Annotated in this window: 20 protein-coding genes and 1 riboswitch; of the genes, 12 read left to right on the top strand and 8 right to left on the bottom strand. The window is 61.9% G+C overall.

Annotation, left to right across the window (positions count from 1 at the left end; all coding sequences use genetic code 11):
• Positions 1 to 1101, top strand: coding sequence for a tRNA (adenosine(37)-N6)-threonylcarbamoyltransferase complex transferase subunit TsaD (gene tsaD, locus NW808_RS09340; protein ID WP_414421006.1), 1101 nt, complete (start codon positions 1 to 3; stop codon positions 1099 to 1101).
• On the opposite strand, the gene mnmG is transcribed toward tsaD, so the two are convergent.
• The gene (gene mnmG / locus NW808_RS09335) at positions 1062 to 2996 is read right to left on the bottom strand and encodes a tRNA uridine-5-carboxymethylaminomethyl(34) synthesis enzyme MnmG (protein WP_414421005.1); all 1935 of its coding nucleotides are present in this window, start codon (positions 2994 to 2996) and stop codon (positions 1062 to 1064) included. The genes tsaD and mnmG overlap by 40 nt on opposite strands.
• Before the next feature lie 295 nt (positions 2997 to 3291).
• On the opposite strand from mnmG, the gene thrC reads away from it, so the two are divergent.
• The 3 genes from thrC (at position 3292) to NW808_RS09320 (ending at position 5652) form a co-directional block, all read left to right on the top strand.
• Complete coding sequence (gene thrC / locus NW808_RS09330) at positions 3292 to 4632, top strand: threonine synthase (protein ID WP_414405713.1); 1341 nt, start codon at positions 3292 to 3294, stop codon at positions 4630 to 4632.
• Between the two features lie 139 nt (positions 4633 to 4771).
• On the top strand, positions 4772 to 5047 hold the full coding sequence (locus tag NW808_RS09325) for a ubiquitin-like small modifier protein 1 (RefSeq protein ID WP_414405712.1): 276 nt from the start codon (positions 4772 to 4774) through the stop codon (positions 5045 to 5047).
• Positions 5048 to 5064: 17 nt separating this feature from the next.
• Complete coding sequence (locus NW808_RS09320; protein WP_414421004.1) at positions 5065 to 5652, top strand: DNA-3-methyladenine glycosylase; 588 nt, start codon at positions 5065 to 5067, stop codon at positions 5650 to 5652.
• On the opposite strand, the gene NW808_RS09315 is transcribed toward NW808_RS09320, so the two are convergent.
• On the bottom strand, positions 5649 to 5909 hold the full coding sequence (locus NW808_RS09315; protein ID WP_414421003.1) for a hypothetical protein: 261 nt from the start codon (positions 5907 to 5909) through the stop codon (positions 5649 to 5651). The two genes, NW808_RS09320 and NW808_RS09315, sit on opposite strands and share 4 nt — an antisense overlap.
• A 280-nt stretch (positions 5910 to 6189) precedes the next feature.
• On the opposite strand from NW808_RS09315, the gene NW808_RS09310 reads away from it, so the two are divergent.
• Complete coding sequence (locus NW808_RS09310; RefSeq protein ID WP_414421002.1) at positions 6190 to 8052, top strand: NHL repeat-containing protein; 1863 nt, start codon at positions 6190 to 6192, stop codon at positions 8050 to 8052.
• A gap of 29 nt (positions 8053 to 8081) precedes the next feature.
• Here NW808_RS09310 and NW808_RS09305 read toward each other — a convergent pair whose 3' ends face one another.
• The 3 genes from NW808_RS09305 to NW808_RS09295 all read right to left on the bottom strand — a co-directional run bounded on the left by NW808_RS09305 (position 8082) and on the right by NW808_RS09295 (position 10222).
• On the bottom strand, positions 8082 to 9548 hold the full coding sequence (locus NW808_RS09305; protein ID WP_414421001.1) for a DASH family cryptochrome: 1467 nt from the start codon (positions 9546 to 9548) through the stop codon (positions 8082 to 8084).
• Position 9549: 1 nt separating this feature from the next.
• Positions 9550 to 9876 (bottom strand): HU family DNA-binding protein, encoded by a 327-nt coding sequence (locus NW808_RS09300; protein ID WP_414421000.1) that lies wholly within the window; start codon positions 9874 to 9876, stop codon positions 9550 to 9552.
• A gap of 118 nt (positions 9877 to 9994) precedes the next feature.
• Positions 9995 to 10222, bottom strand: a complete 228-nt coding sequence (locus NW808_RS09295) for a cytochrome b6f subunit family protein (protein WP_414405707.1) — start codon at positions 10220 to 10222, stop codon at positions 9995 to 9997.
• Positions 10223 to 10370: 148 nt separating this feature from the next.
• Here NW808_RS09295 and NW808_RS09290 point away from each other — a divergent pair, with 148 nt between their 5' ends.
• Positions 10371 to 10814: an ATP-binding protein gene (locus tag NW808_RS09290; RefSeq protein ID WP_414409879.1), complete on the top strand. Its 444-nt coding sequence runs from the start codon at positions 10371 to 10373 to the stop codon at positions 10812 to 10814.
• Here the strand turns inward: NW808_RS09290 and NW808_RS09285 are convergent.
• Positions 10811 to 12415 carry a DUF3352 domain-containing protein gene (locus tag NW808_RS09285; RefSeq protein ID WP_414420999.1) on the bottom strand — a complete coding sequence of 535 codons (1605 nt, stop codon included), beginning with the start codon at positions 12413 to 12415 and terminating at the stop codon, positions 10811 to 10813. The genes NW808_RS09290 and NW808_RS09285 overlap by 4 nt on opposite strands.
• A gap of 340 nt (positions 12416 to 12755) precedes the next feature.
• On the opposite strand from NW808_RS09285, the gene tatC reads away from it, so the two are divergent.
• From tatC to NW808_RS09270, 3 genes are all read left to right on the top strand, one after another.
• The gene (gene tatC / locus NW808_RS09280; RefSeq protein WP_414421061.1) at positions 12756 to 13442 is read left to right on the top strand and encodes a twin-arginine translocase subunit TatC; all 687 of its coding nucleotides are present in this window, start codon (positions 12756 to 12758) and stop codon (positions 13440 to 13442) included.
• 607 nt (positions 13443 to 14049) lie between these two features.
• Positions 14050 to 15273 (top strand): NAD(P)/FAD-dependent oxidoreductase, encoded by a 1224-nt coding sequence (locus NW808_RS09275; protein ID WP_414420998.1) that lies wholly within the window; start codon positions 14050 to 14052, stop codon positions 15271 to 15273.
• A gap of 248 nt (positions 15274 to 15521) precedes the next feature.
• Positions 15522 to 16253 carry a DUF2993 domain-containing protein gene (locus NW808_RS09270; protein WP_414420997.1) on the top strand — a complete coding sequence of 244 codons (732 nt, stop codon included), beginning with the start codon at positions 15522 to 15524 and terminating at the stop codon, positions 16251 to 16253.
• A 443-nt stretch (positions 16254 to 16696) separates the two neighbouring features.
• On the opposite strand, the gene NW808_RS09265 is transcribed toward NW808_RS09270, so the two are convergent.
• Complete coding sequence (locus tag NW808_RS09265; protein WP_414420996.1) at positions 16697 to 18574, bottom strand: cation:proton antiporter; 1878 nt, start codon at positions 18572 to 18574, stop codon at positions 16697 to 16699.
• Between the two features lie 198 nt (positions 18575 to 18772).
• Positions 18773 to 18852: riboswitch (Glutamine riboswitch) on the top strand.
• A 93-nt stretch (positions 18853 to 18945) separates the two neighbouring features.
• Here NW808_RS09265 and NW808_RS09260 point away from each other — a divergent pair.
• From NW808_RS09260 to NW808_RS09250, 3 genes are all read left to right on the top strand, one after another.
• Complete coding sequence (locus NW808_RS09260) at positions 18946 to 19398, top strand: DUF4278 domain-containing protein (protein WP_414420995.1); 453 nt, start codon at positions 18946 to 18948, stop codon at positions 19396 to 19398.
• A 230-nt stretch (positions 19399 to 19628) separates the two neighbouring features.
• Positions 19629 to 20612: a methyltransferase domain-containing protein gene (locus NW808_RS09255; RefSeq protein WP_414420994.1), complete on the top strand. Its 984-nt coding sequence runs from the start codon at positions 19629 to 19631 to the stop codon at positions 20610 to 20612.
• A gap of 15 nt (positions 20613 to 20627) precedes the next feature.
• Positions 20628 to 21872, top strand: a complete 1245-nt coding sequence (locus tag NW808_RS09250) for an FAD-dependent hydroxylase (protein WP_414420993.1) — start codon at positions 20628 to 20630, stop codon at positions 21870 to 21872.
• Here the strand turns inward: NW808_RS09250 and NW808_RS09245 are convergent.
• The gene (locus NW808_RS09245) at positions 21842 to 22033 is read right to left on the bottom strand and encodes a hypothetical protein (RefSeq protein WP_414420992.1); all 192 of its coding nucleotides are present in this window, start codon (positions 22031 to 22033) and stop codon (positions 21842 to 21844) included. The two genes, NW808_RS09250 and NW808_RS09245, sit on opposite strands and share 31 nt — an antisense overlap.
• Positions 22034 to 22324 lie beyond the last annotated feature (291 nt).

The raw sequence follows: 22324 nt of genomic DNA, 5'->3' as shown, positions 1-22324 counted from the left end.
ATGGCCTGTGTCCTTGCCATTGAAACCAGTTGCGACGAAACGGCTGTGGCGGTGGTGGAGGCGGAGCCAACCTGGCCAACCTTTGCCCCGCGGCAGCTCAGCTCGGTGGTAGCTAGCCAGATCGACCTCCATGCAGCCTACGGAGGTGTGGTGCCGGAGGTGGCCTCCCGCCGCCATGTGGAAACTTTGCCATTTGTACTGGAGTCAGCGCTGCAGCAGGCCGGGCTAGGCGTAGCCGAGGTGGATGCCATTGCCGTAACTTGTGCGCCGGGCCTGGTGGGATCCCTGCTGGTGGGGCTGATGGCGGCCAAGACCTTGGCGCTGCTCTACGATAAGCCCTTGATTGGGGTACATCACCTGGAGGGCCATCTCTTCAGCGGCTTTTTGGCCACAGCCGACTTGCAACCTCCCTGCCTGTGCCTTTTGGTTTCGGGAGGCCACACCAGCTTGATCTGGATGAAGGATTACGGAGAGTACCAGACGATGGGCCGCACCCGCGACGATGCTGCCGGCGAAGCCTTTGATAAGGTGGCGCGGCTGTTGGGGCTGGGCTACCCGGGGGGGCCCCAGATCGACCGCTGGGCGCAACAAGGGGATCCCCATCGCTTTCCCCTGCCGGAAGGCAAGCTGGACCACCCCTACGACACCAGCTTCAGTGGCCTGAAGACGGCTGTGCTGCGCCTCGTCCAGCACTTGCAGCAGGAAGGCCAGGAGGAGCTGCCCATTGCCGACATTGCCGCCAGCTTTCAGGCCTGCCTAACGCGCGTCCTCACGGAAAAAGCAGTGGCCTGCGCCGAAGCTCTTGGCCTCTCAACCCTGCTGCTGACTGGCGGGGTGGCTGCCAACCGGGAGCTGCGCGCTCGCCTTCTGGAAGCGGGCCAGCAAAAGGGCCTGCGGGTGGTGATCCCGCCTGTTGCCCTCTGTACCGACAACGCCGCCATGATTGGGGCAGCCGGCCTCTGTCACTGGCTGCGCGGGGAGGTCTCCCCCTTGGATTTGGGCGTGGCTTCGCGCATGGCGCTGGAGGAGATCCCTGCTCTCTACACAGCTGGGCGCAAAGATTACCGCGAGCTGCCAACAGGTTCTGCCGTCGCTCTCTGACGCTGTCTCACCTCGAGGTAGATGAGCAAGGCGTTGATGTCGGCAGGGTTGACGCCGCCAATGCGAGCGGCTTGGCCTACAGTCAGAGGCCGGACTGCTGCCAGTTTCTCCCGCGACTCTTTGGAGAGGGTGGGAATGGAGTGGTAGTCCAGATCGGGGGGCAGGGGGCGGTGGTACTGCTTGCTCACCTGCTCGATCTGGGCTTGTTGCCGCTGGATGTAGCCGCTGTATTTGACGGCAATTTCCGCTGCCTCCTGCTCAAAGGGATCCAGCTCCTCATTTCCCAACCCCAGCTCCAGCAGGTTGGCGTAGTGGATCTGGTTGCGGCGCAGGAGCTCAGCCAAGGTGGCGGATCCTTTGATCCCCTGGCCAGTCAGTTGGCTGAGGTGGATCCCGGCGGGGTCGTGGGCCTTAACCCGCTGGGTTTCCAGGCGCTCAATCTCGGCGGCAATACGAGCCTGCTTGGCCTGGAAGAGAGCCCAGCGGCGGTCGTCGATGAGGCCCAACTCTCGCCCTAAAGGAGTGAGGCGCTGGTCGGCGTTGTCGGCGCGCAGGATAAGGCGGTATTCGGAGCGGCTGGTGAGCATGCGGTAGGGCTCCCGCAGCTCTTTGGTGCAGAGGTCGTCGATAAGGGTGCCAATGTAGCTGGACTCGCGCGGCAGCGTGACTAAGGGTTTGCCTTGCACCAACCGGGCGGCGTTGATCCCGGCAATGAGCCCCTGGGCTGCTGCTTCTTCGTAGCCGGTGGTGCCGTTGATCTGGCCGGCGCAGAAGAGCCCCTGCACCTTCTTGGTCATCAGGGTGGGATAGAGCTGGGTGGCCGGCAGATAGTCGTATTCCACCGCGTAGGCAGGCCGCAGCATCACGCACCGCTCTAGGCCGGGCAAGGAGCGCAACATTTGGATCTGGATCTTCTCGGGCATCCCCGTCGAGAACCCTTGGATGTAGAGCTCCGGCAGATCCCGCCCCTCGGGTTCGATAAAGACGGGGTGTCTCTCCTTGTCGGCAAAGCGCACGATCTTGTCTTCAATGCTGGGGCAGTAGCGTGGCCCTTTGGCCTCCACCCAACCGCCGTAGACAGGAGTCTCGTGGAGGTTCTCCCGGATGATGCGGTGCGTCTCCGGCGTGGTGTAGGTGAGGTAGCAGTCCATCTGCTCCCGCGGCACCCACACTTCTGGGTCAAAGCTAAACCAGCGTAGGTCTGGATCCCCTGGCTGCCGCTCCATCACGGAGAAATCAACGCTGCGGCGATCCACGCGGGCAGGGGTGCCCGTCTTCAGCCGGCCTACCTCAAAGCCCAGTTGGCGCAGGGTGTCAGTCAGGCCTTCGACGGCAAATTCCCCCGCACGTCCAGCAGGTTGCCAGTGGCGGCCAATCCAGATGCGCCCTCCCAGAAAGGTGCCCGTGGTCAGGATCACCGCCCGACAGCCGAAGACGCTGCCGAAATGGGTAACCACGCCCACTACTTCGTCGTTGCGCCCCAGCACCAGGTCGGTGACGGTGCCCTCTCGAAGAGTCAGGTTGGGCTGGTTTTCTACCACCGAGCGCATCACCCGCGCGTACTCCCGCTTGTCGGTTTGCGCCCGCAAGGCCCATACTGCTGGGCCCCGCGAGCGATTGAGCACCCGCTTTTGCAAATAGGTGCGGTCGGTAACTTTGCCCATCTCACCGCCGAGGGCGTCAATCTCATGCACCAGTTGCGACTTGGCCGGGCCACCCACGGCGGGGTTACAAGGCTGCCAGGCAATCTTGTCTAGGTTCAACGTCAGCATTAAGGTCCTACAGCCCAGTCGCGCTGACGCTAGGGCCGCTTCACAGCCGGCGTGCCCCCCACCCACGACGATCACGTCGTAGTGGTCAAGAAAGTCCACGTTGTCCCGTCCGACTTTGAGCATACGCTGGCTTCTGCTGGTGAGTACCGGGATCCCAAAGGGCATCAGATTGTTTCAGCTTGTTTTTCCAGTTTAGCGAGAGGGGCAACGCCTGAGATTGTGGGGGCCCTTGACCCCAGCAGCGCCAGCCAGTCCCTTGCTCGTCACTTGACACTCCAGGGTAGGAACCTTCCTGCCTCTTGGCCAGAGCCAAATCCAGACTATTTTAGTCGGGTTTGGTTGACGGGCTAGATCGCGGGTGATAGGATTGACCTCGGGCTGGGTAAGCCAGATCCATTTCTCCCGCTGAAGGCTTCCTATGACGCCAACCCTTTCCCAACGCCTGCTTGGCTCTGCTGATTTGCCCTCCAACTCTGCCTTGCGTAACCCGCAGGTGGGCTTTAGCCGTTTGCGCTGCCGCGAATGTGGGGCCGAGTACGAGCCGGTCGCCAAGCACGTGTGCGACCTGTGTTTTGGCCCCCTGGAAGTGGTCTACGACTACGACTGGCTCAAGAGCGTCGTCAGCCGGCAGAGCATCCAAGCTGGGCCGCTGTCTATCTGGCGCTATCGGCCTTTCCTGCCGGTGGTTTCGGAGCGCCCTATCGATGTCGGCACCGGCATGACTCCCCTAGTGAAAGCGGAGCGGCTGGGGCGGCGACTGGGGTTAAAAAACCTCTACCTCAAGAACGATGCCGTCAACATGCCCACCCTCAGCTTCAAGGATCGGGTGGTGTCGGTAGCCTTGACCCGCGCCAAGGAGCTGGGCTTTACCACGGTCTCTTGCGCTAGCACGGGCAATTTGGCCAACTCCACGGCTGCCATTGCCGCCCATGCCGGCCTAGAGTGCACTATCTTCATCCCGGCGGATCTGGAGGCAGGCAAGGTACTGGGATCCCTCATCTACAGGCCCACCGTCATGGCTGTGGAGGGCAACTACGACCAGGTGAACCGCCTCTGCGCCGAGGTGGCGGATCGCTACGGCTGGGGCTTTGTCAACATCAACCTGCGCCCCTACTACGCAGAAGGCTCGAAAACCTTAGCCTACGAGGTGGCGGAGCAACTGGGCTGGCAACTGCCGGATCAGGTGGTGATCCCGCTGGCGTCGGGATCCCTGTACACTAAGGTTTACAAAGGTTTTCAGGAGTTCGTGAAGGTGGGCCTGGTGGCAGAAAAGCCGGTTATTTTCCACGGCGCCCAGGCCCGGGGCTGTGCGCCCATCGCCCAGGCCTTCCGCGAGGGGCGGGATTTTGTTACTCCCGTTAAGCCGAACACCATCGCCAAATCCATTGCCATCGGCAACCCTGCTGATGGCATCTATGCCCTGGAGATTGCCCGCAAGACCGGCGGCCAGATCGAGACGGCCACGGATCCCGAGATCATTGCCGGCATCAAGCTCCTAGCCGAGACTGAGGGCATCTTCACCGAGACGGCTGGCGGCACCACCGTTGCCGTGCTCAAACGCCTGGCCGAAGCCGGCCAGCTCGATCCCGAGGCGATTACGGTAGCCTATATTACCGGCAATGGCTTGAAAACCCAGGAGGCGGTGCAGGCGCATGTGGGCCACCCGCTGGTAATTTCGCCCAAGCTGGAGAGCTTTGAACAGGCGCTGGAGCGGGCCCGCACCCTGGAGCGGCTGGACTGGCAGGAGGCCTCGGTTTGAAGAGGGGGGATCCCCCAAGAACTTTCCTGGTACAGACCCGCCTTCGGGTCAAGGGGGTCAACGTGAACAATTCACGGCATTGACAGGGTGCTGCTACCTTGGTCTTCTAATGTTGGTCGATGGACGAAGCACTGGGCTTATGGCAGTCAAGGTGTTAATTCCCACCACGCTGCGGGCGCTCACCCGGAACCAGGAGGTGGTGAGTTGCGAGGGATCCACCATCCGTGAACTGCTGGAGGCTTTGGAGCAAAACTATCCAGGCATCAAGGCGCGGCTGTGCGATGAGAGGGGAGAATTGCGCCGCTTTGTCAATCTTTACGTTAACAGCGAAGACATTCGCTTCCTGAAAGGATCCGACACCCCTCTGCAGGATGGAGATGAGGTGAGCATTGTCCCTGCTGTGGCAGGGGGCTGAGGGCTAGTGAGCCTACGGTGGACGCTAGGGACTGGCTGAGCCAGCCAGCGCCGGTGGTAGCGCCTGCTCTGCTAGGCATGGTGCTGGTGCGACAATTTGCCGATGGGCTGCAGGTGCGGGCCCAGATTGTGGAAACAGAAGCCTACACAGCTGGGGATCCGGCCTGCCACGCCTATCGCCGTAAGACCCGCCGCAACCAGGTGATGTTTGGGCCGCCAGGGCATCTCTACGTCTATCGCATCTACGGCCTCTACCACTGTCTGAACATCGTCACCGACGCGGAGGGGATCGCGTCAGCCGTTCTAATCCGCGCAGCCCAGTTGGATTGCCTGCCGGAGTGGATCCCGGCCAATAAGCGCATGAAACCGGCGCGGGTGGCGGCGGGGCCAGGCCTGCTCTGTCAGGCGTTGCGCATTGACGGATCCCACAACGGCTGGCGGCTGGAGCCGGTGGCAGTCGGCCAGGAAGGCATTTGGCTGGAGGGATCCCCTGCCTGGGAAGCGCAGTTCCCCATTGTCCAGACCACCCGCATCGGCATTACCCGTGGGGTGGAGCTCCCGTGGCGCTGGTACATTAAGGGGCATCCGGCGGTATCTTGCTACTAGGAAGGCAAGATGAACCCAAGCCCTTCGCCAGTGAGGGAGCTTGTTGCTTCTGGCTGCTCTGCCGCTTGGGTCAGCCCCACCTCTTTGGCAGCAGAAACCTGGATTGCGCTAGGGGTGCCGGTAGTCCTCAGCTCTGCCTGGGGCGGAGGCAAGCTGGAGGGGTGTCGATCCCCAGAAGCGACGACACCGAAGGCTTCTGCTCGGGATCCCGTCTCTGACCGTTGGGCGAACAAAAACAGACCTGGCTTAGGAAGCATCAGATTGCAGCTGGCTTTTCGAAAGGGATTTGCGTAAGGATAGAGGGAGTGAGGAGTGCAACTCACCCTTTTGGGTGAGACAGATTAAGCATGAGTAGAGTTAGGGTTAAAGGCCCAGGACAGTGGTTCGGGGGCTTCTCCTTGCCGAATAGACGCTGGGGCGTGGCTGTCGGAAGGAAGGCAGCGGGGCAATTTCTGCCGGCTTTTAGGTAGTCGGTGTCAACATGAGGGGTTTGGGTTGCCGCCACTTCCCAGTTTGTGGAAGAGGATGAGCTGCACGATGCAACGATGGGTTTCCCCTGCGCTGCTCTCCCTGCCTGCACTCAGTGCCCTGGTGCTGGCCCTCTCAGCCTGCGGCAAGCTCTCTTCCTCGAATGTCTCTCCCAGCCTTGTTCCCCCTTCTACCCTGCAGCCAGTTTTCACGCCAACTCCCCTTGGTCTTTCCACCTTTGCCCTCACGCTCGAACAGGCCCGCCAATCGGGTTTGACGGTGCCCAGCAACCGCATCGTTTTGCTGCTCCAAGAACAGGGATCCGATCTGGTGGCCCAGCTGCCGGCTTCTGAGGTGGAGCGCTGGCTGGCCCGCACCCCTACCTGGCCGGGGGTGGAAGGGATCGACCTGAGCATTAACCTGGGCAGCTATCGCCAGACTGCCAACGCGCCCCTACGCCCGGGGCAACCAGCCACCTTCACCTTTACCGACCCGCCCGCTGGCGAAGCCGAGCTCAGGGCTGTCGCCTACCGGGGATCCACCACCTTGGCACAAGGAAAGGGATCCCTGACTCTTTCTGCCCGCTCTGGAAGCGCTGACAGCAGCAGTCGCCGCCTGAGCCTGCTGGTGCTCTCCGAGGTGGAAGTGCCGCTGCTGCACGCAGGGGCAGGGGTGCCGGCGCCTGGCCAGCCGTTGTTGCTGTCGGGGGAAAATCTGGAGCGGGTGGAAAGCGTTCTTTTTGCCTCAGCCGCCAATCCGGAGCGCATCCTGAGGGGGGAAATTCGCTCGCGCAGCCGCAACAGTCTGACGGTGATGCCGCCAGCCTCTCTTTCCGGCACGGTCTGGGTGGCGGTGGCCGACGCTGAAGGACAAGGACTGGGAACCTGGATTGACGAGTGGCCCACTCCAACCCCCACTCCTACAGCGGCCTCGGGCTGGCGAGTGGAGACCCTCCTCGATGGCCGCACCGCTGCGGCAGCCAAGCCGGAGGGCAGCAGCTCCGATAACGAGGGGGAGGCCGGGATCTCCCTGCAGCAGATCGGCGGCATTGCCGCAGACCCCGAGGGGTTCTTTTACTTAGCCGACCCGGCCCAGCACCGCATTTTCCGGCTTTCCCCCGAAGGGGAACTGGAGGTGTGGGCGGGCAGCGGCAAGGCCGGCCACCGGGATGGGGTGGCGGAGCAGGCCCAGTTTCACTCCCCCCAAGGGCTACTTTGGGATCCCAAGGGGGGGTTGTGGGTGGCCGACAGCGGCAACCATTGCCTGCGCTACATCAGCCGACAGCGGTGGGTGAGCACCTTTGCCGGCACCTGTTCAGCCGGCCACCGAGATGGAGAGCGCGACGAGGCGCAGTTTCGCGAACCCTTTGGCCTGGCCCTGGGTCTGGACGGCAGCCTTTACGTGGCCGATCGCGCCAACCGCCGCATCCGCCGCATCACTCCCACGGGCAAGGTGACGACGGCCGCTGGCACTGGCCAGCCGGGATCCGCGGATGGGCCGGCAGACCAAGCCCAGCTTCTGGAGCCGACAGCTCTGGCAGTGGACAAGGCGGGTAACCTCTGGATTGCCGATAGGCATCGCCTGCGCCGGCTCTCTGCCGACGGACACCTGACCACCCTCTCCCAGGCGGAAGCAGGCTACCGCGATGGCCCTCTGGCGGAGGCCCGTTTTCAAACCCTTGCGGGGCTGGCTTTCGACAGTGCGGGGGTCCTCTGGCTGGCCGACCAAGACAACCGCCGCATTCGCCGTCTTCAGCCCAGCGGGCAGGTCTCTACCCTGGCCGGGGGGGATGAGCCGGGCTGGCAGGATGGCCCGGTGGTCTCAGCTCGCTTCCAGCGGCCTGGCTCTCTGCTTGCCTTGCCAGACGGCAGCTTGGTAGTGGCGGATGCTGGCCTGCCTGGCTTGCGGCGTCTTAGCCGCGTCGTCCCCTAGCCCGCCACTCCCGTTTCGAGGGGATCTCCCTAGGTGCGACGGTGACGGGCCAGGGCCGCTTCGTAAGCCCGCCGACTGGCCTGCAGGGACTTTGCCAAATCCACCACGGGGCGGGGATAGTCTACCCCCAGCCGCACGCCAAACTGCTTTTGCTCAGCAGCGCTGAGGCGGTAGGGCTCGTGGATCTTGTCCCCCGGGATCCCGGCCAGCTCCGGCAGCCAGTGGCGTAGGTAGTGGCCCTGGGGATCGTAGTCGCGGGATTGCTTGGGAATGTGGAAGTAGCGAAAGCCGCGCGCATCGTTGCCCACGCCGGCGGTGTAGTTCCAGTTGCCGTAGTTGCTGGCCACGTCGTAGTCAATCAGCAGCGACTCAAACCATTCCGCCCCCAAGCGCCAGTCGATCCCCAGGTTCTTGGTGAGAAAGCTGGCCACATTCTGCCGCCCGCGGTTGGACATAAAGCCAGTGGCGGCCAACTCCCGCATGTTGGCATCCACCAGAGGGTAGCCGGTCTCGCCGCGGCACCAAGCCTGAAAGCGGTCCCAGTCCTGCTGCCAGGGGATGGGGATCCCTTGGATCCCCGAGGGACGAAACAGCTTGGCGCCATGCTTGGCCAGGATGAAGCGAAAGTAATCCCGCCACAGCAGCTCGAAGACCAGCCAGTAGGTGGATTCGTTGCGCACCCGCTCCTCCTCGTAGCGCTTGACTTCGGCATACACCGTGCGAGGAGAAAGGCAACCCAACGCCAACCAGGCAGAAAGACGCGAGCTGTCGTTGGGATCCAGCATGCCGTTGCGGGTTTCTTTGTAGACGCGCAGCCGATCCAGATCCCAGATATAGGTCTGCAGGCGCGCCTGGGCAGCGGTGCTGCCGCCGGTATAGACAAAGCGGGCGCGGGGATCCGGCGGCGGCAAGCTCAACCCCAGCTCCGCCAGAGTGGGCAGAGGGCCAGGGTCCAGCCCTGGCGGCAGGGGCGGCAGGGAGGGGATGGGCAGGGGAGCGCGAATGGCGGCCTTGGCTTCCACCTGCTGGCGGAAGCGGGTGAACACCTCCGGCAGGTCTGCCAGGGCAAAGGGGAGGTCAGCAGGATGGTAGAGAGTGTGGCCCCACTCCAGGTGCAGCGGGATCCCTAAGGGCTGAAGCGCTTGCTGCAGGGCCCTGGCAACCGCCTCCTCCTCCGTGCCCACCTCTTCGTGGGCATAGACAGCCTTCACCCCCCACTCCCGCGCCAGGGCCGGGATCACCTGCTCCGGCTGGCCTTGGCGGATGACCAGATCAGAGCCGCGGGCCCGAAGCTGCTGCCGCAGGTCAGCCAGGCTTTCCAGCAGGAACTGGGCGCGGAAAGGACCGGTCTTAGGAAAGCCAAAGGCCGTCCGGCCAAAGTGGCGCGGATCCAGGCAGTAGAGGGGAATGAGGAAGGATCCCTGCTGGCAAGCGCGCGTCAGCGGCTGGTGATCCAGCAGGCGCAAATCGGTCCGAAACCAAACCAGAACGGCCATTCTAGACGGATGCCGGCGCTTCCAGATCCCCTCGGCGTTTTCTCCTAGGGCGTCCCAACTCCGGGCTGGGGACAAAATAGGGCACTTGGGCAGCCGGGATGTGGACAGGAGCCTTAGTGCGGGGGTGATAGGTTTGCCGGGCCGGACGGGGCCGCAGCAAGAAGGTGCCAAAGCGCGCCAGCCGCACGGATCCTCCTTCCGCCAGACATTGGCTGATGCTGTCTAGCATTGCCTCTAGGGCAGCGGCAGCCATTTTGACGGTCAGGCCATCCACTTGCGCAGCCATCTGGCGGGCCAACAAACGGCGATTTAAATGGGGAGAAGCCACAGCTACCTAATCCCAACAACGGCAAGATAAACCAACACGCTTCTCTAGCAACAGCGCCAAAGCTGGCTACCCAGCCAAACACCCGCTTAGGGAAACTTGCTAGGCCACCTCCAGCGCTTCAGCGAGCCTTCTCCTGCGTCGGGTTGGAATCGACCTCCTCCACCTCACTTTCGAAAAACCAGTGCCGCGAGCGGTCAGGAAACTCCAGGATATAGCCAATGCCGCTGCCATCGACCACCCGCCGCGCCAGGACCACGCCCTCCTTGCCCACCAAGGCGCTCACCTCTTCCTGCCCGCGATCGCGAATGGAGCGCACCCTAACTTTATCGCCAACTTTGATCGCCATAACACCAGAGGTAACCGCGAAGAGCTTCACCACTCAAGATGGTACGGCAAAAGTAGCTATCCCTTTCCCCAAACTGGCCTGCGCCGGCCGACGCAGACGGCCATTGCTAAGATCGACAAGAGCGTTGTGCGCCGGGAAGACCGCCCCTGTGATTGCCCTGTCCCTAAAACCCGCCCATTGCTCCTGGAGCGTTATCAGCTTTCCCTCCACCCTCTACACTCAGCCGATTCTGGATCTGTTGGTTGCCAAAGTTCCTCCTCCCTGGAGGGCAGAGGTACGCCTGGGCCTGCAAGAAGCCCTCATCAACGCTGTCCGCCATGGCAATGGTCTGGATCCCAACAAGAGGGTGATCGTCGAATACACCAGCTCCGAGCGCTTCTACCAGTGGCTAGTGCGGGATCAGGGATCCGGCTTCTGTCCCCAGCAGGAGCTGCAGCGCTGCCGCTGCGGCCTCTTGGAAACAGAGGAATCGGGCCGGGGGGTGCTCCTGCTGACCCAAATCTTTGACTTCGTGGAATGGAACGAGACGGGCAACCAAGTCTATTTGGCCAAGTTCATCTACCCCGGCTGCCGCGATCCCTGGATAGTCTAATACCACTGCCAAAACAGCTTGCCCCTCTGGAGAAGCCAGCAGCCCCGATCGGGGTAGGGAGCTTCAGAGAACTTCAGGGTAGTAGTGGCAAAGGCAAAGCGAGTGGATGACCAGCGGGATCCCGAAAGCTGAGGCAGCCAGGTTTCCAGTAAGCCTAGGGATCCATATCCATAACCCAGGTTGCGGTGAGGTAGGGGAGCCACCAGGCGGCGCCAGGCGCGAGTGGCGCTCAAGGGGGGATCTGCCAGGGCCGCTTCCAGAGCCGCCAAAGACGAAGCCAGATAGGAATAGCCGTCCCGGTCAGCGTGATACACCTGGGCTAGCGGCGGCGGCTTTGGGATCGCGGGCAGGTTCTGAGGCAGCGCCTCTGCTAGGGGCTGGACTACGGGTTTGCTCCAGGCGGTGGCGACGCCGTGTTTTGTTGCCATCGACACCACCTGCCAGCCCTGGGCAATTGCCCGCTCATCCAGCGTCGGTGCCTCCGGCCTCTTGCCAACCCAGAGCCAGGCCGGTTTCCCATCCGCGGGTAGAAGGGCAAGGGCAAACTCTCCCGTTTCCGGCACCAGCCACTGCCAGTCCAGGTCGACCTGGGCTGGCCCCCACTGACCCGGATCCAGCGGCAATCCCAGAAGGCGGAGGGGCTGCACCTGGCCCAGGCTTTGCCAAAAGACAGCCCAGTTGCGGCCGGACACCAGCGCCAGCGTCTCGTCGGGCAGCTGACCAATAACCTGGGGACGAAAAGCTTCGCTCCTAGGCAGGGCGAAGTTGGCAGGCGTATGCCAAAGGGCAGCCGTTTCTGCTAGCAAACCCTGAAAGCTCACCCCTAGCCCCAGCCCCACCGCCTGTAAGGTCAACCCTTCGGCGGAGGCCGGCTGCGGATTTTGCCAGAAGGCCCAACCTACCTGCGCCGGTGGCAGCGCCTGGATGACCTGCCGAAACTGCGGCTCGGCCATGAGCGACAACTGCGGCACCTGCCAGGCATCGATAGCGGCGCGAAGGGCTGCTGCCTTCTCCGCCAACAGCACGTAGCGCTCCCCGAAAAGGGCTGCCGCAAACCCCGGCAACCCTGGCAGCGGACTGGAAACTACCTGGATGCCCTTGTAGGTGTCCACCTGGACCGGCAGACCGGCCAAACTCTGCCGCTCCCACAACAGGTTGAGCTCAAACTGCGCCAGCGCCGGCTTGCGGATTTCCAGGGCAACCAAGGTGCCCCACTCCGGCAAGCTGGCCAAGAGGGTGCTTTTTCCCAGCCAGGGCTGCACCTCCCGCTCGAAATTCAGGGATCCCCCCGCCAAGAGGGATCCCAGCCATCCTGGACCTTCGCTGGAGAAAAATTTGCGCCACTGCTGGCGGGTAGCGCGTCGCTGGGAGGCGGGGGTTGCCGCTTGCCAAAACGCCTGCAGATTTTCCAGGGGAACAGCTAGCAGCAGCAGCGCCTGGGTGGAGCGGGGGGCCAGGCCCACAATCGGCGGCAGCTCATGGCGAACCAGCAACAAGGCCAGCGGACTTTGGGCGAGCAGCCAAGCGATTACCCACACGCTCATGGCCGCCAGCAGGCCCAGACCAATTAGGATGCCGCGCCGGAGTTGCCCTTGTCCCATACCTCCATCCCCAGTCTGGAATAGACGCTGTCTTGCCGCAAAGCTGGCAGTTAGCACCGCGTAACTATCTTACCTGGGAGGGGAAGTTGGCTCCCCTTGCTTGCCGTTAACCGCCACCTAATAAAGAGTTTCCTGGAACAGCGGTGCGCTGACCCATGCTGAGGGGGGCGTGTTGGGCGGGCGCTTTTCCTTGAGGCTGGGGCAAGGCTAAGATAGCGGGAAAGGTTGTGTTGCCAGCCGGCTCATGCCCCTTGCCTCTGAGACTGACTCCTCGCAGCAAGCTGCGCCAGCGCAAGCGCCCACGCGGGTGCCCAATCCAGAGTTTCCCTACGAGGTCGAGATGACCTTGGTGGAGCACCTGGAGGAGCTGCGCCGCCGCCTCTTGGCCAGCCTCATTGCTGTGGGCCTGTGCATCGTCGCCTGTTTTTTGGGGGTAAACCGCCTTGTTGCTTTTCTGGAGGTGCCAGCCCAGGGGGTAACCTTCCTGCAACTGGCGCCGGGCGAGTACTTCTTCGTCTCCCTCAAGGTAGCGGCCTATGCCGGCTTGCTCTTGGCCACGCCCTTTTTGCTCTACCAAATCGTCCGCTTTGTGTTGCCAGGGCTAAGCGTCAAGGAGATCAGGCTGCTGGGACCGGCGGTGCTGGGATCCAGCCTCTTGTTTGTGGCGGGCTTAGCCTTTGCCTACTACCTTCTCATTCCGGCAGCGCTGAACTTCTTTATTCGCTATGGGGAAGGGGTAGTGGAGCAGGCATGGTCCATCGATCGCTACTTTGAGTTTGTGCTGCTGTTGATGTTCAGCACTGGCTTGGCCTTTCAGGTGCCAATTCTGCAGGCACTGCTGGGGGCTTTGGGGCTGGTAACTGCCGAGCAGATGCTCAAGGGCTGGCGCTACGTCGTTGTGGCTTCAGTGGTGGCGGGGGCCATTCTTACCCCTTCCACGGATCCCCTTACCCAGAGCCTCCTAGCCGGCGCGATCACGTTCCTGTACGGGTTGGGCGTTTTGCTGGTGAAGCTACTGGGTCGGTGACACGGGCGCTGGCTTGGGCAGCCTGGCTTCCCCGTGCGGGGAAAGCGGTTTGACCTTGGAAAGAAAGATGGACAAGCTCTACCTGCTCACCAAAATCCTTAGCGGTAACAGTCGAGACTGCAGCCCTGGTTAGGGCTGGAATACCAGCCTTTGGCAACAGCCGCACCCTTTGGCCAGCAGAAAGGCTCATTGGGGCAGAGGGAAAGTTTGTCCAATTTGTCTATCCCGGCAGGGGATCCGCCCCGCCCCTACCCTAGCTCAGGCGAGGGGGGTAGCTAGCTATGCGCCCCTAGTAAGGGGTGTGGGCAACAGTTGGCTGCTGTTTTCCATCTTCAGTAGCTGCTGCAGGGCCTTGGCCAGCGGGGACCGGCAGCAAAGCTTCCTACTGCTGCTCGCTGCCGAAGAGGCTGCTGCTGCAGAAGCGGATTTTCTGAACTTTCAAGAACGAGTTCTTGACCTCAGGGCTTCTATGCTTTCTTGGAGTTTTTGCCCCAAAACAAACCCCTATCCTGCTAGAACCTACGATCCTTCCTATCCAGTTGGCAGTTACTGGGACAGCACGATAGCAGACTCCAGTTGGCGACACCCAGCACCTCTGCAAGGGCAGGTGGAGGCTGAGGTAGCCATCATTGGGGGCGGGTTCACAGGGCTTTCGACAGCCCTGCACCTAGTCCGCGATCACGGCATTTCCGCCTGCCTGCTGGAGGCGGGATCCCTGGGCTGGGGAGCCTCGGGGCGTAACGGCGGTTTCTGCGGCGTGGGGGCAAGCTGCCTGACTCACGCCCAGATGGTACGGCGGGTAGGGCTAGCGGAGACGGAGCGCTACTACCGGGATCAATGGCAGGCAGTGGAAACCGTCCAGGAGCTGGCTGCTACCGAGGGCTTTTCCCTGGATGCCCAGGGCCAGGGCTGGTACGCGGTGGCCCATCGCCCCAGTGCTTGGCAGGAGTTGGAGGCGGAATACCAGATCTACACCCAGGTGGCCGGCTACCCCGTTCAGCTCCTTAGCCCCAAAGAGCTGCGGGAGCGGGGCTTCGACAGTCGGGAGAACTACGGCGCTCTCCACATTGGCATTGGTTTTGGCCTCAACCCCCTCAAGCTTACCCAGGGGCTAGCTCAGGCTGCCCGCCGGTGGGGAGCCCAGCTATACAGTGCTAGCCCGGTTATCGCCTGGGAGAAAGTGGGATCCTACCACCTTTGCCATACACCGGGGGGGACGGTGCGGGCGCGCCACCTGGTGATTGCCACCAACGGCTACACGCCAGCCCACCTCTATCCCCAACTGGCGGGATCCCTGCTGCCGGTGCTTTCCAACATCGTGGTGACCCGCCCCCTGACGCCAGCGGAGCAAAAAGCTCAGGGCTGGTGGGATCCGACCCCTGTCTACGACACGCGGCGGCTTCTGTTCTACTACCGTCTCTTGCCCGATGGGCGGCTGCTATTTGGGGGGCGGGATGGCACCTGCGACGACCCAGGGCAACGGCAGCGCCTGCAAGCTTGGATGGTGCAGCGGCTCTACCGCCTCTTTCCCGCCTGGGAGGGGGTGGAGATTGAGTACGCCTGGAATGGCTTGGTTTGCCTCTCCCGCCAGCTTCACCCTCACATCGGCCCTTCGCCGACGGATCCCAGCCTGTGGTACGGCCTAGCCTACCATGGCAGCGGTGTGGCCACGGGGGTGTGGGCGGGCAAAATCTTGGCTCAGGATATCGCCGGTAATCGACCCCAGATCAGTGCCCTCTTTCGTCAGCCGCCGCGGGTTTTCCCTTTCCCTGGCTTGCGGCTTCACTACCTGCGGTTGGGGTATCTTTGGTGGCAGTTGATAGACGGCTAGCTTCCCCAAGAGTGCGCGAGAAGCCCCTGGGCGCTGCCACCGCCCTGTCGTAATCTAGTCCTAGCCTGGCCCGAGAAAGCCCCCTAGCTTCTCGCCTTTTGGTTCCTATTCCCCTGAGGTGCCTCGTGCTGTCCCCATCTTGGCCTGAACAGGACTCTCTCCCCCTGAACCCAACAACTAGCCGCCAACAACAGCCCTCCGCCGGGGGGCAGCGGCTGGGGTTTGCTCTGCTGCTTGGCCTGCCTGCTATGTTTTTGCCCTGGCCTGCCTTTGCCCAAATTGCCGGATCCCTGCTCAATCCTCTGGTGGCTGCCTGGATTCGCTCTGAGGTGCAGCAGGTGGACAACTTGCAGGTGCAAATTGCCGGTTCCGACGCCCAGATTCTCAAGGGTCAGATCCCTCAAGCTCAGGTCTCAGGAGACAACCTCATCTACCAAGGCTTCCAGATCAGCCATCTGCGGCTGCGGGGCCAAGATATTCGCCTCAATGTGGGGGAAGCTATTCAAGGGCGCAGCCCCCTGCGGCTGTTGGCCCCTGTGCCAGTGCAGGTAAGCTTGCGCCTCACGGAAGCAGACTTGAATCGCACCCTTCAGGCTCCCCTCATCCAGTCGCAACTGGCCCAAGCGCGGGTGCAACTGCCCTTTGGAGAGCAAACGGTTCCCTTTTTAATCCGCCAGCCCCAGGTTGCCCTAGAGCCAGGGCGGCTACGCATCCGGGCCCAACTGGTTACTCCTGAGGGGGCGGAGGTGCCCGTTACGGTGGTGACTGGGCTGCAGGCTCAGGGCCCTAGCCAGTTGCGGCTGGTTAACCCTGTGTGGATAAGTAAAGGTCAGGAGATCCCTATCCCTGGCCTGGCAGATTTTCCCATCCAGTTGGATCCAGGTGTGCGCATTGATCGCTTGGAGCTGCAGCCCGGCCAGATCCTCTACGAGGGGATGTTGGTTATCTACCCGGAAGCGGCGACCCCAGCCCGGGGGTAGTTGCTGCTGCTGAATTCTCTCCCCCGCAAGCTGCAGGTAGCCAGATACCACTTGACCAAGTTGAGGGCAGCGTTGAAACTACCCTATAACCGAGCTGGCCCCAGCCACGCCTATCGCCACAATCCCTCCTCTCCAACTTCTCAAGGTGGGGTGACGCCTGTTCTCTGGGCCGGTGAGCCAATGATGGACGTAGGCAACAAGGCACGCCATGACACCCAAGTCGTGGCAAAGGCTACCCCCAGAAGTGCCTTGTTCTCGAAAATAGCGCTGGCTACTGCTCCCCAAAATAGAAGAGTCCTCCCTACCCCTGCCACGAGAGCCGAAAGGGCAAGCAGAGCAAAGGCTCTCAACCAAGCGAGTGGTCTGGGTAGCCAAACAGGCCAGCGCATAGAGACCTCCCAGAGAGTAAGTCACTCAGCTTAATCTTGCCCCAGCTTGTGTTCTCACTCAGCCGAGCTAGGGATCCCTGCCCATTCCGGCTGCCCGGGGCGCCGCCACTGCTCCCACCAAGCCAGCACCGATTCCGAGGGACTAGCGTCATGGCTGCCGTTAGCAGGAGGTGGTGGCGGCCAGCTGACAGACGTGGGGATTAGGCAACTGGGGGGGAGAGGTCGCAGGTTGCGGTAGTGGCTGCTGCGGATGGCTAGGATCTCCTGCTGGACAACCTCCAGGGGCTCGCCCAGCTGGAGCAACAGGTGACTGCACAGCCCCAAGCTGGCCTCAAATTCCGGGTGGACGACTTCTCTAGCCCCCAACTGGTAGAGCTGTTCAATGTCCTCTTCGTGAGTGGCCCGCACCACTACCTCCAAGTGGGGCGCCAGTTCTAGCGCTTGTTTGAGGCAGAGGCGGGTGCTTAGGCAATCTGGCAAGGCAATGACCAGGGCGCGAGCTTGGTTCAGGCGAGCTTTCTCCAGCACCAGGGCGCTGGCAGCATTGCCGTAGAGGTAGGGGATCCCCTGCGAGCGCAGCTGTTGGATGACCTGTTCCGAGGAGTCAACTACCAAAAGGGGATGGCGACGGGCCTGCAGAATGCGCACCACATCTTGCCCCACCCGACCGTAGCCACACACGACCACGTGGCCCTCTTGAGGAGCCCTGGCATCCAGGTCGCGAGGCCGCTCGTCTGCTGCTAGCCAGCGAGACAAGAAGGGGATCCCTTGCAGTTTCCTCAGCAGCCCCGGCGCGCCCTTAAGCAAAAAGGGAGTGACAAGCAAGGTAACAGCAGTGGTGCTGACAATGAGCAAATACAGCTGCCGCGACACCAGTCCCAGGGCCTGCCCCTCGCTGGCCAGGACAAAGGAAAACTCGCCAATCTGAGAAAGGCCCAGCCCTACCAACACCGCCGCCGGGAGGGGGTAGCCAAACAGCCCAGCCAGAGGCGCCACCAGGCAAAACTTGCCCACCATCACTAGCCCCACCAGCCCCAGAATCAGCGTCAGGTGGTCAGCAATGAAGCGGGGATCGATGAGCATGCCAATGGCAGCAAAAAAGAGGGCAGCAAACACATCCCGCAAGGGCTCTACGTAGGCCAGGGTTTGGTCGGCGTATTCCACTTCCGAAATCATCAGCCCCGCAATGAAAGCCCCGATCTCGCTGGAAAGGCCCAGCCGCTCGGTTAGGAGAGCAATCCCCACGCAGAGGCTGATGACCCCCAGTAGGAATACCTCTTTGTTCTCCTGCTGGGCCAATAGCCGCAGCAAGGCGGGCACCAGCCAAATACCCCCCAGCACTGCTCCTACTGCCACCAGGCCAATTTCCGCTACTGACTTAGCCAGGGATCCCGCCAGCTCTGGCAGGGGAGCATCCAAAGCTGGCAACACCGCCAGCATTAGCCCTACCGCCAAATCCTGCACGATCAAGATCCCCAGCATGGCCTGGGCCTGGGGCGTGCCCATCTGGTTGGTCTCGGTGAGGCTTTTGAGCACCACCGCCGTGGAAGACAAGGAGAGCACCGCTCCCAAAAAGATCCCCTGCACCGGCGTCAGCCAGCCACTGGCCATCGCTAGCACCGCTGTGACTGCAATCGTTAGGCCAATCTGCAAAAGGCCGCCGCCTAGAGCAATCCCGCGCACTTGGCGCAGCTCTTTGAGGGAAAACTCCACCCCCAAGGTAAACAGCAAAAAGGTCACGCCAAACTGGGCCAAGGTTTCCACCTGCACCACCTCTTTAATCCACCCCAGCCCTGTCGGCCCCACTAGGATCCCGGCTAGCAAGTAACCCAAAAGCACTGGCTGCCGCAGCAGTGCCGCTAGAAGCCCTCCTGCTGCCGCTGCCGCCAGTACTGTGGCAATGTCCAGAATCAGGCGAAAGTCTTCCTGCACAGGGACACCCACCCCGAAATATGAACTTTTGTAGCCGATCCTGAGGGCTCTTCCACGATACTGCTTCCCTCAGCCGCGTGGACAGATCCCCGCGCACTCCAGTCCAGCAGGGGTAGCCCCGGGGGAGAGCGGCCAAAATTTTTGTTAAAGGTTACCTAGAAAACCTCAAAACCGTAGCTTATAATACGAAATGAAGAAATCGTTCATCCTCTGGCGGGTTCAAGAGCAACCCCACAGCCAGAGGACGGAAGTAGGGAGCTATCCCGAAGGAACGCGCCTCAACCCCTGTAGCTGTTTGCAAAATATCCCAGCTCACCTCTCACCTTGGGAGGGGGAGGGGATACCAACAACTCTCAACTTTGGAGGCGAAGATGATGAAACTCTCTTACCGTGGTGTCGGTTACACCTTCTCACCGGCGACCGTGACCGTTTCCCCTGGCAAGGTGGGGGGCCGTTATCGAGGGCTGGACTGGCGGTTCCGCCACCTAACCAAGCCGCTGGTTTTGTCCACCAACTTGGACTTTCTCTACCGGGGAGTGGCCTATCGTCCCAGAGCGGCTGAGGCAGCAGCTCAAGAGATTCCAGCAGTAGCCTCCGAGGCGGCAGCAACCCCTGGCCGTTCCCACGTTTTGGATGAGCTAGCTCGTCGGCTGATGGCGGGCCACCAACGCGCTATTCGAATTCGGCAGCAGGCGATGCTGGTACGCGGTACAGAGCGGGTTGGCCTGCACACCAACGTGCGCAACTTCTGGAACCGTATCCAGGGGAAAGTGCACCCCACCTTCCGCTTGACCTACGACCGTACGCGAGTTAGCATGAGCTAACCTCCAGGCAAGTGCTTTGGGGGGATCCTCAAAGAGGCCCCTTGCAAGAGGCGCCAGAAGTCTTCCTGCTGCTAGCAGGGAGAAAGGCGCTGTTTTTTGTATCTCTCAGACTCGCGAGGAAGAGCCTAGTAACCTCCGCGGGGTCAAGAAAACTGGCTCTCCAAGGCTATAATGCCCTAGTGAGCTTTTGGGATTCTGTCTGTCTCAACTCGGGCAGCCTCTAGTTATTCATGCGCCCAATGCTTTGGATTTTGGCCCCAGTTTTGCTCCTATGCGTAGGTCTAGCGGCCTACGTGCTGACTGCTCGCAAGTATCGCTCTCCTGAGTCGGTAGCCCGCGCCTATGACGAGTGGACGCGGGACGGGATCCTGGAGTTTTACTGGGGCGAACACATCCACCTGGGCCACTACGGATCCCCGCCGCGGCGGAAAAACTTCGTCCAGGCTAAGCACGACTTTGTCCATGAGATGGTGCGCTGGGGCGGGCTGGATCGGCTGCCGCCGGGGTCAACAGTGCTGGATGTGGGCTGTGGCATTGGCGGCAGCTGCCGCATCTTGGCTCGCGACTATGGCTTTGTGGTAACCGGCATTACCATCAGTCCGCAGCAGGTGAAGCGGGCTCAAGAGCTCACCCCCCCTGATCTGCCTGTGCGGTTTCAGGTAGCCGACGCCCTCGACCTCCCCTTTCCCGACGCCAGCTTCGACGTTGTCTGGTCCATTGAGGCCGGCCCCCACATGCCAGACAAGGCCCGCTATGCTAGCGAGATGCTGCGGGTGCTCAAGCCAGGTGGCATTCTAGTGGTGGCAGACTGGAACCAGCGCGACGACCGCCAAAAGCCCCTCAACTTCTGGGAGCGCCTGGTGATGCGGCAGTTGCTGGACCAGTGGGCGCACCCTGCTTTTTCCAGCATCGAAGGCTTTGTGGAAGCGTTGGAAGCCACAGGGCTGCTAGAGGGGAGAGTGGAGACTGCTGACTGGACCCAAGAGACCCTTCCTTCTTGGTTAGATTCCATCTGGCAGGGGGTTGTCCGGCCGGAGGGGTTGCTAAAGTTTGGCTTGGTGGGCTTGATCAAGTCGCTGCGAGAGGTGCCCACTTTCTTGCTAATGCACCTGGCCTTCAGTACTGGCCTCTGCCGCTTTGGCATGTTCCGAGCCGTGCGAGCGGCCACGCCAGCTAACTCGAGTTGCGTGGAGGCAGTGGCCTACAGCACCTAACTACCCAAGTGGGAAATGACAGCCCTTGCTTCCCCTTTAGATACCTTGGAAGCCTTCTACGATGTGGTGATTGTCGGCGGAGGCATCACGGGTCTAACCCTAGCCTGTGCCCTCCGAGCCTCCGGCCTGCGTTTAGCCCTCGTTGAGGCCCAGTCGTCTGAGGCTGTTCGGCAACGCCCCCTGGCCTACGCCCTTTCGCCCCTGTCAATCCGCATCTTCCGGTCAATTGGCGTGTGGGAGGCCCTAGCTCCCCACATTACCCCCTTTGCCCAAGTCATTTTGACAGATGCCGACGCTCCCCAGCGGGTGACGTTTAGACCGGAGGATGTGGGGGAAACAGCAGTTTTCTACTGCGGCGAACATGCCTGGCTGCAGCAGGTGCTCCAGGAGCAGGTGGCTGCCGATCCCTGCATTACCTGCTACTACGAAGCCAGGGTGGAGCGAGTTACCTACGGGAAAAGCGCGGCTGAGGTGGAGCTGACAACAGCCCAGGGTCAGCGCCGACTGGCGACCTCGCTGGTAGTAGCCGCCGATGGTCTGCGCTCCCAGGTGCGGCAGTGGGCAGGGATCCCAAGCGACGGCTGGGACTACTGGCAGTCGTGTATCACTGCCCTGGTGGCCCCTGCCCAAGACCACCAAAACATCGCCTACGAACGCTTTTGGCCTGCTGGGCCCTTTGCCATCCTGCCCTTGCCTGGCAATCGCTGCCAGGTAGTTTGGATCTTGCCCCATGAGCAGGCCAAAGCCACGCTGGCTCTTTCTCAGGCCGACTTCTTGGCCGAGATGCAGCGCTACTATGGTTCCCAGGGCGGCTGCCTGACCTTGCTGAACCCGCCTCAGCTCTTCCCCGCTCGTCTGCGCCAGAGCCGCCGCTACTATCAGCACCGCTTGGCCTTGGTGGGAGATGCGGCTCACCACTGCCATCCAGTGGCTGGCCAAGGGCTAAACCTCGGTATCCGCGATGCTGCCGCCCTGGCCCAAGTGTTGCTGGAGGCTCGCAGGCGGCAGGAGGATCTGGGGGATGTTAGAGTCCTGCGGCGCTACGGCCGCCGTCGCCGTTGGGAAAACTGGGTGGTGCTGCTCTTTACCGACCTGCTCACCCGCACCTTCTCCAACTCCTACTGGCCCGTAGTGGTTGGGCGGCGCTGGGTTCTCCAGGGGATGATAGTTTTCCCGCCACTGCGGCGCTTTCTGCTGCGCCTGATGACTGGCCTGTGGGGGAGTCCTCCCTACAACCCCAGCTCCTCCTTGGCTTTTTGAGCTGCCCAAAGCATCTCCGCATCCTCGACCTGCAACCGGTTGGGCTTGGCAATCTCAGCGTAGAACTTTTCGTCGTAGGGGCGGGTTCGCACCACCACCGGCATGGGTACAGCATGGCCAAGGATCAGGGGCTGCTGCTTCGAATCCAGCTTAACTATCACCGTCTTCAGGTTCTGGTTGCCTGCCACTCGTGGGAGCACGGCCTTGACGACAGGACAAGTGCAGCTTGTAGGTGTCCTGCGGCTCAGGGCGAAAGCGCAGCTGACTAACCTGCTGCAGGGGCAGCCCTGGCTGCATCGGGATGGTGAGGGCAGAGTTGGTGCTGAAGCGCAAGAGCTCCTGCGGTTTAAGCAGCAGCTCGCTGCCCTACCCTACACGTCGAAAACGACCGCTGTCAGCGGCTCCAACTGAACCGTCAGCCGTTGTTCAAATTGCAGCCAAATGCGTCCTGC

The sequence above is a fragment of the Synechococcus sp. W70.1 genome (genome assembly GCF_047461515.1).
Lineage (GTDB): Bacteria > Cyanobacteriota > Cyanobacteriia > Thermostichales > Thermostichaceae > Thermostichus.
Note: the sequence above shows the minus strand (reverse complement) of the source record. Positions and strands in the feature narration are given on the sequence as shown.